Annotated in this window: 16 protein-coding genes; 5 read left to right on the forward strand and 11 right to left on the reverse strand. The window is 59.7% G+C overall.

Features of this window, described 5'->3' with window-relative positions:
• Positions 1 to 732: a 7-cyano-7-deazaguanine synthase QueC gene (gene queC, locus FLP30_RS12075; RefSeq protein WP_149280021.1), complete on the forward strand. Its 732-nt coding sequence runs from the start codon at positions 1 to 3 to the stop codon at positions 730 to 732.
• Positions 725 to 1,255 (forward strand): 6-pyruvoyl trahydropterin synthase family protein, encoded by a 531-nt coding sequence (locus FLP30_RS12080; protein ID WP_149280022.1) that lies wholly within the window; start codon positions 725 to 727, stop codon positions 1,253 to 1,255. Before queC ends, FLP30_RS12080 begins: the two co-directional genes overlap by 8 nt.
• 52 nt (positions 1,256 to 1,307) lie before the next feature.
• Here the strand turns inward: FLP30_RS12080 and FLP30_RS12085 are convergent, their stop codons facing one another.
• The 3 genes from FLP30_RS12085 to fabI form a co-directional block, all read right to left on the reverse strand.
• On the reverse strand, positions 1,308 to 2,801 hold the full coding sequence (locus FLP30_RS12085) for a malate:quinone oxidoreductase (protein ID WP_246856650.1): 1,494 nt from the start codon (positions 2,799 to 2,801) through the stop codon (positions 1,308 to 1,310).
• A 213-nt stretch (positions 2,802 to 3,014) separates the two neighbouring features.
• Positions 3,015 to 4,088, reverse strand: coding sequence for a chorismate synthase (aroC, locus tag FLP30_RS12090; RefSeq protein ID WP_149280024.1), 1,074 nt, complete (start codon positions 4,086 to 4,088; stop codon positions 3,015 to 3,017).
• A gap of 6 nt (positions 4,089 to 4,094) precedes the next feature.
• A complete protein-coding gene (gene fabI, locus FLP30_RS12095; protein ID WP_149280025.1) occupies positions 4,095 to 4,934 on the reverse strand; it encodes an enoyl-ACP reductase FabI in 840 nt (279 codons plus the stop codon).
• 190 nt (positions 4,935 to 5,124) lie between these two features.
• Between fabI and pdxH the strand changes: the two genes are divergently transcribed.
• Both pdxH and FLP30_RS12105 read left to right on the forward strand, forming a co-directional pair.
• Positions 5,125 to 5,766 carry a pyridoxamine 5'-phosphate oxidase gene (pdxH, locus tag FLP30_RS12100; RefSeq protein ID WP_149280026.1) on the forward strand — a complete coding sequence of 214 codons (642 nt, stop codon included), beginning with the start codon at positions 5,125 to 5,127 and terminating at the stop codon, positions 5,764 to 5,766.
• 58 nt (positions 5,767 to 5,824) lie between these two features.
• Positions 5,825 to 6,703 carry a universal stress protein gene (locus tag FLP30_RS12105; RefSeq protein ID WP_149280027.1) on the forward strand — a complete coding sequence of 293 codons (879 nt, stop codon included), beginning with the start codon at positions 5,825 to 5,827 and terminating at the stop codon, positions 6,701 to 6,703.
• Positions 6,704 to 6,886: 183 nt separating this feature from the next.
• On the opposite strand, the gene FLP30_RS12110 is transcribed toward FLP30_RS12105, so the two are convergent.
• Genes FLP30_RS12110 through FLP30_RS12145 form a run of 8 tightly spaced genes read right to left on the reverse strand, consistent with a single transcriptional unit; the run spans position 6,887 to position 14,694 of the window.
• Positions 6,887 to 7,696, reverse strand: a complete 810-nt coding sequence (locus tag FLP30_RS12110; RefSeq protein ID WP_149280028.1) for an MBL fold metallo-hydrolase — start codon at positions 7,694 to 7,696, stop codon at positions 6,887 to 6,889.
• A 16-nt stretch (positions 7,697 to 7,712) separates the two neighbouring features.
• Complete coding sequence (locus FLP30_RS12115) at positions 7,713 to 8,501, reverse strand: TatD family hydrolase (protein WP_149280029.1); 789 nt, start codon at positions 8,499 to 8,501, stop codon at positions 7,713 to 7,715.
• 11 nt (positions 8,502 to 8,512) lie between these two features.
• A complete protein-coding gene (metG, locus tag FLP30_RS12120; protein WP_149280030.1) occupies positions 8,513 to 10,051 on the reverse strand; it encodes a methionine--tRNA ligase in 1,539 nt (512 codons plus the stop codon).
• Positions 10,048 to 11,007, reverse strand: coding sequence for a DNA polymerase III subunit delta' (locus FLP30_RS12125; RefSeq protein ID WP_149280031.1), 960 nt, complete (start codon positions 11,005 to 11,007; stop codon positions 10,048 to 10,050). The genes metG and FLP30_RS12125 overlap by 4 nt, the downstream gene beginning before the upstream one ends.
• The gene (gene tmk / locus FLP30_RS12130; protein ID WP_149280032.1) at positions 11,000 to 11,638 is read right to left on the reverse strand and encodes a dTMP kinase; all 639 of its coding nucleotides are present in this window, start codon (positions 11,636 to 11,638) and stop codon (positions 11,000 to 11,002) included. The genes FLP30_RS12125 and tmk overlap by 8 nt, the downstream gene beginning before the upstream one ends.
• 3 nt (positions 11,639 to 11,641) lie before the next feature.
• The gene (locus FLP30_RS12135) at positions 11,642 to 12,856 is read right to left on the reverse strand and encodes a D-alanyl-D-alanine carboxypeptidase family protein (RefSeq protein ID WP_149280033.1); all 1,215 of its coding nucleotides are present in this window, start codon (positions 12,854 to 12,856) and stop codon (positions 11,642 to 11,644) included.
• Between the two features lie 9 nt (positions 12,857 to 12,865).
• On the reverse strand, positions 12,866 to 13,720 hold the full coding sequence (locus FLP30_RS12140) for a septal ring lytic transglycosylase RlpA family protein (protein ID WP_149280034.1): 855 nt from the start codon (positions 13,718 to 13,720) through the stop codon (positions 12,866 to 12,868).
• Entirely contained in the window at positions 13,717 to 14,694 is a 978-nt protein-coding gene (locus tag FLP30_RS12145; protein ID WP_149280035.1) for a lytic murein transglycosylase, read from the reverse strand. Before FLP30_RS12145 ends, FLP30_RS12140 begins: the two co-directional genes overlap by 4 nt.
• A gap of 184 nt (positions 14,695 to 14,878) precedes the next feature.
• On the opposite strand from FLP30_RS12145, the gene FLP30_RS12150 reads away from it, so the two are divergent.
• A complete protein-coding gene (locus tag FLP30_RS12150) occupies positions 14,879 to 15,439 on the forward strand; it encodes a DedA family protein (RefSeq protein WP_149280036.1) in 561 nt (186 codons plus the stop codon).
• Position 15,440 lies beyond the last annotated feature (1 nt).

Genomic DNA, 15,440 nt, shown 5'->3' on the forward strand with positions numbered 1-15,440 from the left:
ATGGTTACTGCCCCCAAGCAGAGTGATGAAGCCGCCCTTGTCCTCTTTTCCGGCGGGCAGGATTCCGCAACCTGTCTGGCCTGGGCTCTTGCCCGCTTTGGCCGCGTGGAAACACTGGGCTTTGACTATGGCCAGCGCCATGCCGTGGAACTGGACTGTCGGGCAGCCCTGCGCAGCGGCCTTGCAGTCCTTGATCCGCTCTGGGACTCGCGCCTGGGGCCGGACCACACCCTGCCCCTGCAAGCCCTACATGCCATTTCCGACACTGCGTTGACGCGCGACGCCGAAATCATGATGAATGAGAACGGCCTGCCCAATACCTTTGTACCCGGCCGTAACCTCCTGTTTTTGACCTTTGCTGGGGCTCTGGCCGCCCGGCGCGGTATCCGCCATATTGTAACCGGCGTGTGTGAAACCGACTACTCCGGCTACCCGGACTGCCGGGACGACACGATCAAGGCCCTGCAGGTTGCCCTGAACCTGGGCATGGAAAGCCGATACGTCCTGCACACCCCCCTGATGTGGCGTGACAAGGCTGAAACATGGGCGCTGGCTGAAAAACTGGGCGGACTGCCTGCGGTTGAACTGATCAACCGTGAAAGCCATACATGCTACCTGGGTGACCGCGGTACTTTGCATGATTGGGGGTATGGGTGCGGCACCTGCCCGGCCTGCCAACTGCGCAAAACTGGCTGGGAAACCTACATGGCAAAGAAAGCCCCCAATGCCTGATCTTATTTTTACACGCCGCTTTTCCATGGGGCATCGCCTGATCCACGGTGCGAGTGAAAGCTGTGCCCTGCCCCATGGCCATAACGAATTCATCACCGTCAGGCTTAAACCTTCTGCTCTGACCCGGCTGGATGGCGCAGGCAACATGCCCGTCTCATTCCAGAAAGCTAAAAGCACCTGGCACCGTTTTGTCGATGAACGACTGGACCACGCCCTGCAACTTGCGGCAGATGACCCGCTTCTGGGATGGTTTCAGACGCACGAACCTGCCAGAGCAGCCCGGATTGTCGTCACCCCTGGGGATCCGACAACGGAACTCATGGTCTGCCTGCTGATGTCAAAGCTGAACGCTTTTCTGAGTGCAGAAGGCGGTGTGCTTTACTGTTCCGAACTCAGCATAGAAGAAACGCCGACCAACACGGTCAGCTTTCAGGGTGACCCAACCATGATCATCCCGGTGCAGGCCGAACCCGGCAGTCGCTGGTGGACCAGACCGGACATGAGCATCTCAGACCCAGCCTGACTCACCACAGGGGGCTATGACACACCCCCTGCCGTTGCTGGCCCTTAAAAAATCAGGCGGGCAGGCCCAGAACACTGGCGGTTCTATCCGTAACTTTTTCACACAGTTCCAGATTGGAAGACAGCCGCTGTCCGTAGGACGGCACGATTTCACGCAGCTTGCTCTCCCACTCCGGCAACATATCACCAAAGCATTTGCGCAGGACTGTCAGCATGATCGGCGCCGCCGTGGATGCCCCAGGAGATGCCCCGAGCAGAGCAGCAACAGAACCATCGGCACTGCTAATGACTTCTGTCCCGAACTGCAAAACGCCACCCTTGTCAGGATCAGCCTTGATGATCTGAACCCTCTGGCCAGCCACCACCAGTTCCCAGTCCTTGGACTCTGCATCGGGGATAAAGTCCTGCAGGGCTTTGATCCTGTCTTTTTCAGACTGCAACACCTGCTGAACCAGATATTTGGTCAACGGCCAGTTGTCGCGGGCCACGGCCAGCATAGCCCCAAGATTGCTCTTGCGGACTGAGCGTGGCAGATCCATCAGTGAGCCGTGCTTGAGGAAGCGTGTTGAAAAACCAGCATACGGCCCAAAAAGCAGGGCTGGCTTGCCGTCGATCACGCGGGTGTCCAGATGCGGCACCGACATGGGGGGCGCACCGACAGAGGCCTTGCCATAAACCTTGGCCAGATGGCGGGCCACAATGTCCTTATTGGTGCAGCGTAGGAACTGCCCACTGACCGGGAAACCACCTACCCCTGCGGCTTCAGGAATACCGGTTTTCTGCAACAGGGACAGCGCGGCCCCACCTGCCCCGATAAAGACAAAACGCGCGTTGACAGTACGGACCTCGTTCTGTCGCAGGTCACGCACGGTCAACTGCCAGCCGTCATCCACTTTCTTGATGTCGGTCACATCATGCTTGGTGTGCAGCGTGCAGGCCGGTGTGTTGGCCAGATAGGTGAACAGAAGGCGGGTCAGCACGCCAAAATTGACATCCGTACCCCGAAGGCTACGGGTAATCGCCAGTTTCTGCCCTTCTGGGCGGCCCTGCATGATCAACGGAACCCACTGGTTGATCTGGCCCTGATCCTCTGTGTATTCCATGCCCGAAAACAGCGGGTGGGCAGACAGAGCCTCATAGCGCTTCCGCAGGAAGGACACATTGTCCTCCCCCCACACAAAGCTCATATGCGGTACAGGGGTCAGAAAATCCCGTGCGGAAGCCAGAACACCTTTTTCCACCAGATAAGACCAGAACTGGCGCGAAATCTGGAACTGCTCGTTCACCACCACGGCCTTGGAAATATCCACCCGGCCATCAGCTGCCTGCGGCGTATAGTTCAGTTCGCAAAGCGCGGAATGCCCGGTACCTGCGTTGTTCCAGGCGTTGGAGCTTTCTTCCGCGACATTATCCAGCCGTTCAAAAATGCCGATACTCCACCCCGGCTGCAACTGGCGCAACAGCGTACCAAGGGTTGCGCTCATCACGCCGCCGCCAATCAAGGCGACATCAACAGTGGATGCAGTATCGTTTGAGGTGGAACTCATCATGGTCTCCGCATTATCAGACCCGGCAGAGCACTGCCGGGCTGGATCACAGTGGCGCAACAACAGGGTGTTACCAACCGCACAAGTGGGCCGAGTATAAGCCCATCTTGCCCGTCCGCCTTCTCACCTCTGCGAGATGACCCTCAGCCCGCCCTTCCCGCTTCTGTCATGCTGGCGGCACGATGTCCGCCAGACAACATCATTCAGCGGGTTTCAGCCCCCAACCTGCCCACGATGGCGCAGCAGGTGGTCTGCCAGAACACAGGCCAGCATGGCCTCGCCCACAGGTACGGCGCGAATACCAACACAGGGGTCATGCCGCCCTTTGGTCACAACGTCGATAGCTGTACCGTCCCGCGTAATGGAGGCAACGGGGGTCAGCATGGAACTGGTCGGCTTGACCGCAAAGCGCGCCACGACAGGCTGCCCGCTGGAAATGCCTCCCAGAATGCCGCCTGCATGGTTGGAGCCAAACACGACCTTACCGTCCTGCATGGCCAGCGTATCGGCGTTTTCCGGGCCGGTCAGGGCGGCGGAGGCAAATCCGTCACCAATCTCCACACCCTTCACGGCGTTAATGCTCATCAAAGCGGCTGCAAGGTCTGCATCCAGCTTGCCATAAATAGGCGCCCCCAGACCTGCGGGAACCCCTTCGGCCTGCACCTCGATAACAGCCCCGACAGACGACCCTGCCTTGCGGATACCGGCCAGGTAGCTCTCCCACTCGGCCACAACCGCAGCATCGGGGGAAAAGAAGGGGTTACGGTCCACCTCGTTCCAATCCCACCGGGTGCGGTCTATGTCATGTGGGCCAAGCTGTACCAGAGCACCACGGATCGTCACGTCAGGCCCGAGGATCTTGCGGGCAACGGCACCCGCAGCCACCCGGCAGGCCGTCTCCCGCGCGGAGGAACGACCACCGCCCCGATAGTCACGGATACCGTATTTGAGATCATACGTCAGATCAGCGTGACCGGGACGGTAGGTGCTGGCAATGTCACCATAATCCCGCGAGCGCTGGTCCGTGTTCTCAATCATGAGGGAAATGGGGGTGCCGGTTGTCTTGCCCTCAAACACGCCCGACAGAATACGCACCCGGTCGGCTTCCTGCCGCTGGGTGGTAAAGGCAGACTGGCCCGGCCGACGACGGTCAAGGCAAGGCTGGATATCCTCTTCCGTCAGGGAAAGCAGCGGGGGGCAGCCGTCGATCACACACCCAATGGCCGGGCCGTGGCTTTCCCCCCATGTGGTAACACGAAACAGATGGCCAAAGGTGTTGTAGGACACGGCGCCTTAGTCTCCGGCAACGGCAATATCGGGGGCAGTCGGGTTTTTCATGCCAACGACATGGTACCCGCTGTCCACATGGTGCACTTCGCCCGTCACGCCACCGGACAGGTCGGAGAGCATATACAGCCCTGCCCCGCCCACTTCCTCCAGCGAGACATTGCGTTCCAGCGGAGCATTATACTGGTTCCATTTAAGGATGTAACGGAAATCACCGATCCCGCTGGCTGCCAGTGTCTTGATCGGCCCGGCAGAAATGGCATTGACCCGGATACCATCGTGCCCGAGGTCTGCCGCCATATAACGCACCGAGGCCTCAAGCGCTGCCTTGGCAACACCCATGACATTGTAATGCGGCATGACACGCTCGGCCCCAAGGTAGCTGAGGGTCAACAGCGAGCCACCCGGCTTCATCAACCGTGCGGCGCGCTGTGCGACGGCCGAAAAGGAATAGCAGGAAATATTCATGGCGGTGAGAAAGGCATCACGCGGCGTATCAAGGTACCGGCCACGCAGATACTGTTTATCGGCCCAGCCAATGGCGTGAACTACAAAATCCAGCTCGCCCCATTCTTTTTCCAAGGCAGCAAAGGTTTCATCAATCGCAGCGTCGTCCGACACATCGCACGGCAGCACCAGGTTGGACCCTATGCTCTGGGCCAGCGGCGTTACCCGCTTGCCAAGGGCTTCCCCCTGATAGGTGAAGGCGACTTCCCCACCCTGCGCGGCAACGGCTGATGCAATAGCCCAGGCAATCGAGCGTTCATTGGCGACGCCCATCACCAGGCCTTTTTTGCCCTTCATCAAGGTTCCCTGTGCGGGCAATGTGGAGCTGGGTGCGGACATGCAAAAACCTCAACCTGTTCTGTTACGCGACCACTCAAGGCCTGTCGAAGCGGTTTGGTCGCATACCCGCCACAGTGAAACAAGCCTGAAAGCAGTTCATATACTTCAAACCGTCAGGCAGCAGGAGTATGAAAGTCATGCAAAGAGTGGAAGGTTCACTTTCCTTCCCATAGCTTGACGAGTCAGGAGCATGATGGACACGCCCCCCTCCACACCGGCCCTTCCGCTGGCTGACCTTCCCCTGATCGACGTGACGGCCGATCCGTTCGTGCTCTTCGACACCTGGTTTCAGGATGCTGAAAAAACCGAGCTGAACGACCCCAACGCCATGGTGCTGGCCACGGCAACTCCGGATGGCCGTCCTTCAGCCCGCATCGTTCTGCTCAAGGGGGCGGACCGTCGCGGGTTTGTTTTTTACACCAACCTGCATAGCCGCAAGGGGCAGGAACTGGCCGTAAACCGCCATGTCGCCCTGCTGTTCCACTGGAAGAGCCTGCGCCGCCAGATCCGAATCGAGGGCAGCATTACCCCTGTCAGCACGGAAGAGGCCGACGCCTACTTTGCCAGCCGCAGCCGTATCTCTCGCCTGGGGGCTATCGCGTCTGACCAGTCCCGCCCCCTGTCCGAGCGCTCGGTTTTTGAAGAACGCCTGCATGCGGTTGAAGAGCAATATGCCACCGGCCCCATCCCGCGGCCCGAAAACTGGTCAGGCTACCGGGTCGCTCCGGATCATTTTGAGTTCTGGCAGGAACGCCCCTACCGCCTGCACGACCGTGCCGTATGGGACAGGCAGGGCGACACACCATGGAACGTCACGCGTCTCTATCCGTAAAGTACGTGGCACCTTTGCAACACATGCTCCCTGTGGGCCATCAGAAAGATAATCAGCCATGAAGGACGTTCGTAAGATTCTGCTGCCGCTCCCCAGCACCCTGAATGGGGAGGCCGCCCTGGCCCAGGGATGCAATTTTGCCCGCCGCTTTGGGGCGCATCTGGCTGTCCTGCATGTCCGCTCAGACGGGCGGGATATTGCACCACTTGCGGGTGAAGGTCTTTCCGGCGCCATGGTAGAGGACCTCATGCGCTCGGCCGACCATGAAAGCTCCCGCCATGCCCATGACGTGCATGTGCTGTTTGAGCGCTTTGTGGCCAGCCAGCCTGATATTGAAGTTGTCTCTCCCAACACCCTGCCCCCCATGGACCGGCCGAGCATCAGCTTCCATATCCTGCGCGGGGCCGAGAATGAGATTGTCCCGGCACATGCCCGGCTGTCCGACTTTACCTTGGTCCCTCACCCCGATGCCGGAACTGAATTTTCAGCCTCGGAAACCCTGCACGCCGTTCTGTTTGATAGCGGTCGTCCCGTTGTCATGGCCCCCCGCATGGCTCCCGGCGGGTTTATCAAGCAGGTCTGCATTGGCTGGAACGGTACAGCAGAATCGGCCGCAGCCCTGCGTGGCGCCCTGCCCTGGGCCAGCACGGCAGACGCCGTACGCATTCTGCACTGCGAGGACTACCAGCGCCGCGGCCCTGCCGCGCAGGACGTTGTGACCTATCTGGCAATCCACGGCATCAAGGCTGATATTGTCGAGTTCCCCCCCATTGAGCGCGATGTCGGCAAGGGGCTTCTTGCTGCCTGTAACGAATTTGGGGCTGATCTTCTGGCCATGGGGGCATACTCCCACTCCCGCCTGCGGCAGTTGATCCTGGGTGGTGTCACCCGGCATGTTCTGGAAGCTGCGGAACTGACCGTATTGATGAGCCGATGAACTCTGCTTTCAGCCCCCGTTCAACATAGCGACTGGGGCTAACAATGCTCGGCAATGGCGTTGCAGGACACCGTTGTGAGTTTTTTGCTTGATAAGTCGTTTTTTCAGGGCTCCGCCCTGAAACCCGGAAGGGGCCTCTCGGCCCCTTCACCCCATTCTACAGAAACAACCTCTAGTTAGTTTTTAGGCGCTCGGCTGTGCAGGCTCAGGTATTTCCAGCACCATGCCATCGTAGGCGGCTTCCACACCCTGCGGCAGGTTCTCCTGCAACCAGCGCCAGTCCATATCTGCCCCCATATGGGTCAAAATCATGCGGCGTGGCCGAATATACTCACGCCATTCCAGCACTTTTTCCAGCCAAGCATGAGCACTGTGCGGGGCACGCTGGAAGCAATCCACCATCCAAGTATCCACCCCCTGCAACAACGCCATGGAGCTGTCAGAAAAGGCGACAACATCCGTGCTGTAGGCAAATGCACCGCACCGTATGCCAGTCGACAGAATACGCCCGTGCTCCTGCTCAAACAGGTGGAAGGGATACCCCCCGATACTAACCTGCTGCCCCATGCTGACAGGCACGGCCTCCAGCACAGCCCTGAAAAACTCCGGGGGTGTCCATGGCTTGAACACATACGCAAAACGCTGCTGGATTTCCGCCAGAACATCATGCGCACCATAGGCCTGTATGGGTTGACCGATCAGCCGGTTGATACCCCGGACATCATCTATCCCCCCAATATGGTCAGCATGAGCGTGGGTATAGATGATCGACTGGAAAGCCGACACACCATTGGCCAGAAGCTGGCTACGCAGGTCAGGCGTTGTATCCACGAGAATGGAATGACCATTGTCCATCTGAAAAATGATGGAGGCCCGGCTACGGATATTGCGCTTTTCAGCCGGGTCACACAAGCCCCACTGTCCGCGACCATCTGCACCACCCAGCATAGGCACACCTGCGGAGCCCCCACAGCCAAGAACCGTAATTTTCATAATGTCGCCACCCGTATCAGACTGCCTTGCGGAACAGACGGAAGAAGTTTTCCGTACTCAGTCCAGCAAATGCTGCCTCGTCCATGCCCAGTTCCTGCGCCAGTCTGGCGGCTGTAAAGGCGACAAAAGCAGGCTGGTTCTTTTTACCCCGCCGGGGTACTGGCGCCAGATAGGGTGAATCGGTTTCCACCACCAGCCGGTCAGAGGGAATAGCCCGCGCGACACTGCGGATTTCCTCACATTTCGGGAAAGTCGCTATCCCCGAAAAGCTGACATACCCCCCCATGTCCACAACCCGCCGCGCCAGATCCGGGCCGGAGGCAAAGCAGTGCAGCAACATAGCAAAGGGAGCCTGTGCGTATTCTGCTTCCAGCAGGTCAGCCACATCCTCATCCGCCTCACGGGCATGGATAATCACGGGCATATCCAGTTGACGGGCCGCGCGGATATGACGGCGGAAACTTTCCTGCTGTAAGGGCCGCACATGCTCCGCCCCGTGGAAGTAATCCAGCCCCGTCTCCCCAATCCCGATCACTCCCGGAGCATCAGCCGTGGCGATAATCTGCTCCACTTCCGGCAAGGGCTCTTCTTCCACATGGTCCGGGTGTGTGCCGACAGTGCACCACACACGTAGGTTTAGCTGGTCATGCCGTGTCAGGGCTTTCTGTTCCGCTGCACGGGCAAGCCGGGTGCCAATGGTCACCAGCCCGCCCAACCCGGCCTGGCTGGCATTGGCCAGCAGGTCGGGCAGTTCTTCCTGCGAAAAATGATCGAGGTGACAGTGGGAATCAATCAGCACCGGCATAAGCGCCTCCCTCAAACCGGTTCCGGATCAGCATAACGCGGGAAGATACCCTGCGGCGCGGGAAGCTGGCGCCCGGCTGGCAAGGGCTGCGACAGGGCTGCAAAAACGCGCTCCCCCTCCGTCACACCGAGCTGATCGAGCATCTGTGCCATGCTACGCGGCATAAAGGGCTGCAACAGTGTGGCAATACCCCGCAGGGCATCCAGCAGTACCCTCAGAACATCGGCCATACGGTCTGGATCTGTCTTGCGCAGCGCCCAGGGGGCCTGGTGGTCGATATAGGCATTGCAGGCGCGGATAACCTTCCACACCTCCTCCAACGCATCTGTCAGAGCGCAGCGATCAAGCTGGAGGGCAAGCAGGTCGGGCAGCAGGCTGACCTGACCAAGCAGCTTGGCATCTTCCTCCGTCCGTGCACCCTGCTCTGGCACAATGCCACCACAGTTCCGTGCCACCAGAGACAGTGTGCGCTGGGCCAAGTTGCCCAGGTCATTCGCCAGTTCAACATTGTTGCGTGTCATCAGCGCCTTGCGGGAAAGGTCGCTGTCCCCTCCGAAGGGCACTTCACGCAGCAGGAAGAAGCGCACCGTATCCAGACTGAACTCCTGCACCAGGTCACGCGGGTCCACCACATTGCCCAGAGACTTGCTCATCTTCTGGCCTTCGATAGTCCACCAGCCATTGGCAAAGACCTTGCGCGGCAGCTCGATACCCGCTGCCATCAGGAAGGCAGGCCAGTACACCGCATGAAAGCGCGCAATATCCTTGCCAACCAGATGGAGGCTGGCAGGCCAGTACGCCATACGGGGGCTTGAGGCATCGGGGTAGCCAAGCGCGCTGAGGTAATTGGCCAGCGCGTCGAACCACACATACATAACGTGCTGCTCATCCCCCGGAACGGGGATACCCCAGCGGAAACTGGTCCGGCTGATGGACAGGTCACGCAGGCCCTGTTTGACAAAGCTGATAATCTCATTCCGCGCGCCATGTGGCCCCAGGAAATCAGGGTTCTGCTCATAAAGCTCAAGCAGCCTGTCCTGAAAGGCGGAAAGACGGAAGAAGTAGGATGGTTCCTTAACCCATTCCACCGGTGCCCCTGTAGGCGCCAGCTTTTGGCCGTCAGGCCCCGCGATCAGCTCGTCCTCACCATAAAAACATTCATCACGCAGGGCGTACCAGCCCTCGTACGCACCCAGGTAGATGGCGTCATTCTCAGCCACTTTTTTCCACAACGCCTGAGCGCTGGCGATGTGGTGTGGCTCCGTGGTGCGGATAAAGGCATCGTACGAAATGTCCATGGCATCAGCCATGTTGCGAAAATCCGCGGCAACCTTGTCGGCAAATGCCTTGGGTTCCACACCGGCGTTCTGTGCCGCTTGCTCAACCTTCTGCCCGTGTTCGTCCGTTCCGGTCAGGAAAAAGACATCATGCCCGCTCAGACGATGAAACCGCGCCATGACATCTGCGGCGATCGAGGTGTAGGCATGGCCAATATGCGGCGCTCCATTCACGTAGTAGATCGGGGTGGTGACATAAAAACGACGGGTCATACTCGGCTCGCAATTGTCAGGGCTTCAAGGAGGGCTTCCTGCTTATCCAGGTTGAAACGCTCGGTTTCGGCCTGCAGGCGCAAGATATCTTCCCAAGCGCGCGCAAGACCGGAACAGGCGGCATCCCCCTTCAGGGCCGCCTGTCGGGCGTTATCCTGAAGATGACCTGATAACAGGGTAAAAAACAGCGTAAAACCATAGTCACGCCGTAAAATGGTTTCAACAAGCTCATATCCACGGAGCGCGCTGACACCAGCCATGGCGGCGTCAACACACTGCGCGATCTCTCCACCGGTATCTGCCAGCAGAGCAAGCGCACGACCAGGGGCTCCCTGCGCTCCGGGCAGGATACGCGCCAGTTCAAACGCCGACACACCCGGGCACTGCGCGCGCACCACCGCCTGCATGGCCTCTGGGCCAAGTGGTGCCAGTTCCAGCTTGCGGCAACGACTGCGGATGGTTGGCAACAACCGCCCGGGAGCAGAGCTTGTCAGCAAGAGCACGGCAGCCGGAGGGGGTTCTTCCAGTATCTTCAAGAGCGCATTGGCGGCGCTGCGGTTCATCCACTCCGCACCGTCCACCAGCACAACCCGCCAGCCCCCCTCCGCCGCTGTACGGCGCAGGAACGCGTTAACCGGACGGATGTCATCGGCAACAATTTCACTTCTATAACGCTGCCGTTTTTCATCGTAGCCACGCTCGACAACCAGCAGGTCAGCATGCGTGGCGGCGGATATCCGTCGGCCAGCGGGACTGCCTTCTGCCTCCCCTCCGAGCAGGATACGTGCCAGAGCAAACGCAAACGTGGCCTTACCTATGCCTGCAGGGCCGGTAATCAGCCACGCATGGGGTAAACGCCCGCTGGCAAGTGCCGTGCGGAACAGGGCTACCGCGCCCTCATGCCCCTGCAATGCCACGGAGGCCAGACGGGGCTCCGTGGCCTGCTGGTCAGACATGAGCCCGAATGGCCAGAATATCCCGCACGATCAGGCTATTCACATCCTCAACAGACAGGCTGGAGGTATCAACCCGCCTGATCCGCCCTGCGTTCTGCCCGGCAATGGTTTGAAACCCGGCAATCACACGGGCATGAAACGCCTCATCCGCCTGTTCATACCTGTCAGTAGGGGCCTTACGGGCCACCAACCGCTGACGAGCAATCTCTCTGGGGGTTTCCAGCAGGAATGTTCTGTCGGGCTGGAGACCAAGGTTACCATCCAGCATACGGATCAACGAGAGAATGCTCTCATCCCCCATGCTGCGACCATAACCTTGGTAGGCCAGGGTCGAATCTGTAAAGCGGTCACACAGCACAATCTGTCCGGCCGCCAGTGCGGGTTTGATGACTTGATCAACATGGTCAAAGCGGGCGGCAAAATGCGCCAGTATCTCCGCCCGGGTGGACAAGGGAGCCTCCCCGAACAGCATCAGGTTCCGCAGAGCCTCCGCTGCGGGCGAGCCACCGGGTTCACGCGTGGCATGAACGTCATACCCATGCGAGCGCAAGGCATCGACCAGCAGGCGGGCCTGGGTTGATTTACCCACGCCCTCCCCGCCTTCAAGCGTTATGAACAGTCCTGATGCCATGACTTAGAGGTGCAACCTGCGGGCTGCACGCCCAAGAAAGCCCAGTTCCTGCACACTCTGCCCGGCAACAACCGGCACGCGGGCCGAACGCCCACCCGGCAGGGTGATGGTCAGTTGACCGACTTCCTGCCCTTCCTGCACCGGAGCCCGCAACGGGGCATCGTAATCGAGCGCAATATGGGTGCCGTTACGCCAGCCATGTGGCAGCAGCAGTTTGAAATCCTGCCCGGCAACCAGCGGGACGGAGGGCGCAGTCCCCATCCACACAGGCACCTGGTCGAGCACCTCACCCTTGCGGACAATCTGTGCTGTTTCAAAATTGGCAAAGGCCCAGCCCATCAACCGCTCACCCTCGCGGCCACGCGCAGCGGCTGTGGGCAGGCCATTGATACCAAGGATAACACGTCGGCCATCCCGCGCGGAGGATGCGCACAGCCCGAAACCACCTGCGTCCGTGTGGCCAGTCTTAAGCCCGTCAGCCAGACCTTTGACAACCAGAGAGTTCCGGTTTTCCTGACGGATCTTGTTGAACACAAACTCTTTCTCGGAGAAAAAGTGATAGTATTCCGGGAAATCATGGATAAGGCGCAAAGCCAGATAGGCGACATCGCGCGCGGACATGTAGTGGTCTTCCGCAGGCCAGCCGGTCGCATTCATGAAATGCGATGACTTAAGCCCCAGCTTGGCGGCCGTATCGTTCATCAAAGCCACAAACTGTTCTTCAGACCCGGCAATGCCTTCGGCCAGAACAATACAGGCATCATTCCCCGACTGAATGACCATGCCCTGGATGAGGTCCTGCACAGGCACGCTCTGCCCCAGCGGCACAAACATCTTGGAGCCCTGCATACGCCAGGCGCGCTCGCTGACAGGCAAGGCCTGATCCAGCTTGAGCCGCCCTGCCCGCAGCATGCCAAAGGTGACATAGGCCGTCATCATCTTGGTCAGGGATGACGGCGGCATGCGCTCATCAGCCCTTTTATCCAGCAGGACAGCGCCACTATCGTAATCAAGCACACAGGCCCAGCGGGCGACCGTATCCAGCGGGCCAAGCGGAGTCATGCCCGGTGTTTCGGCTACACCCCCTGCCTGTGCAGCATCCGCCACAGGTGTTTTTGCGGATGCCGCATGCGCGTGTGAACGGGCCTGAGCGCCCGTTACCAAACCACCAGAGAAAAGGGCTGCGCCCCCAGCGAGTAAGAACCGTCGAGTCTGCAACTTTTTTCCCTATTCGACGACAAGGTGAGATCCGTTAAAGCCACTGGCCAGCGCCCTATGCAGGGCTGCGTCGGCCTCCTGTATTGTCACAAATGGTCCGTATCGGACAGCCCACATCATGCCATGGCCAGCCAGAACAGGCCGAATACCCGCCCCCTGACGGGCCGCCTGGGTCATGGCGGCGGTGCGGCTGGTGAAATCCATGGTTTCAACCCACAGCATGCCGGGGGCTGGCTGCCCCTGCCTGACTTCGACCGGCAGGTCGGCAACCAGCGCGCGCCTGTCAATCTGGGTCACTGGCGTTGAGCCAGCCACGGCTGCACCGACATGCCCGGCCTGTCCACCGGCCAGGTCAGCCTGCTGCACGGCCTCCAGCGGAGCCATGCTGATCTGGAGCATCGGCCCACCGGGCAGGTTTTCCGCCAGTTTACGGCTGGCCATTTCATCCTCGACAATACGCACCTGCACGGGGGCATCCCCAACACCAAGTAGCGTGGCCGCCTGCCGGGAAAGACCGATCAGACGCCCCGCCTGCCCCGGTCCTCTGTCGTTCAGGCGGATTGTAATTTCCCGCCCGTTTTCCAGGTTTGTTACCCGCACAATGGCTGGCAGTTGGAGGGTCGGGTGGCTACCGGTCATGGTGATGTCGCTCGACACCTCACCATCGGCAGTCAGTTCCCCTTTCTTCGCTTCCTGCCTGATCGCAACGCCTGTGCCTTGCCAGGAAAAATCCTCACGGGGGTAAAACCACTGCCCTCCGGCCTGCCATGCCTGCCCGACAACATAATGGGGGTCAGGCTGAACCTGCGGGGCCGGGGTGCAGGCCGCCACAGTCAGGCACCCCCATAAAACGGTCTTCTTCACGTTATTGCATCACCCAGCAGGCCGACGGCCAGCGCATAAAAATCCGATGGATTGTAGCGCCGTATCACATTGAAATTATGGTAAACAAGAAAAGCCTCGCCACCCGGACCATCTGGCCGGATTACGGCACCGTCCTGCTGCATGCTGGCAAAATGACCAGCCCGCGGCCGCACCCCCAACTGAGCCCACCACGACACGGGCTTTACTCGGCTCCGGCCAAGCTGATCCTGCGTCACACTGGCAGGCAGCACGACTTCCTCCCCCCAAGGTTGCCCCTGCTGCCAGCCACAGCGCGCCAGATAATTGGCGATGGAGGCAAAAACATCACCTTCATTATGCCAGATATCACTACGCCCACCCGCCGGGTAACTGGCTGCATAACGCAGGTAAGCACTGGGCATAAACTGGGGTTGGCCCATGGCCCCTGCATAGCTACCCAGCATCTGCACCGGCGCTATTGCCCCCTGATCAAGAATAACCAGCGATTTAAGCAGTTCCGAACGGAAAAAAGAGGATCGGCGACCATCATACGCCAGTGTCGCCAAGGCATCGATGACATGGAACGTACCCATATGCACGCCATACGCCGATTCCAGCCCCCATATCCCTGCTATCGCCCCTTTGCTGACACCATAGGTCGCGCTGATCGGGTCTAGCAGTTGGGTTCTGCCCGCCACGGCATCCAGACCATTGGCAATTTTTGTCTCGGTCAGGACCCTATCTTTGTATTGCGCCCAGGTCAGGGTAAATTCCGGCTGGTGCCTATCAGCTTTAAGCACCTTCGGGTTTGGCTCCACTGCCAGCGCAAGAGCGCTGCTCAGGGTTGCAGCCGACACACCCTGCGCCAGGGCTTCGCGCCGCACCCCGGCCAGAAACGCAGCATAGCTGCTGCCTCCCGCTCCGGGGCTACGGGCTGCAAGAGCCGGGGTTACAAAGGCGGCCAACCCGCCAGCAAGCAGTGTTCTTCGCAGCATGGGAATACGCCTGTCAGTCCGCCTGAATGAAGGCGACAGAATAGCGCGGAATATGTGTTCCGTCAGGCTACCGGGCATTTTATTTCCCGCAGCGTGTTCCCTTGACACACCCCGGACAAAAGAGCCTGCTTGCAGCCACACCCGCGCCACGGCCCGGGCCTGACGCGAAAGTACAGACCACGCCTTGCCTGACCTTTTTCTTGCACTGACCACCGCCAGCCCCGCGCTGCAGATGCTGCTGGTGATTGCCGCCACCTTTATACTCGAAGATGCCGCCACCATCATGACCGCCATACAGGTCAAGCTGCATGTTCTGGCCCCCATGACGGCTCTGGCCGCCCTGTATATTGGCATTGTCGTGGGGGATGTCGGGCTGTACGGCCTGGGCTATCTGGCCTCCCGCTGGCCCCCGGCACGCCGCTGGGTCAACATGCCAGCCGTGCATGAACAGCAGCAATGGCTATCACACAACCTGTTCCGTGTTGTTTTCATCAGCAGGTTCATTCCGGGCACCCGCCTGCCCCTTTATACGGCCTGCGGCTTTTTTAATGCCGGGCTGACGGCATTCACACTCGCGACCATTGCGGCCACACTCTTGTGGACAACCGCACTGTTTGCGCTGTCCCTCCATATTGGCATGTTCCTGCTCAACCACCTCGGCCCCTGGCGCTGGGTTGGCATCGGGGGCTTTATTCTGGCTATTTTCCTTATCGGGCGCGTACTGGCCCGCACCATGAAGCGTTGAT

The organism is Acetobacter vaccinii (assembly GCF_008365315.1).
Lineage (GTDB): Bacteria > Pseudomonadota > Alphaproteobacteria > Acetobacterales > Acetobacteraceae > Acetobacter > Acetobacter vaccinii.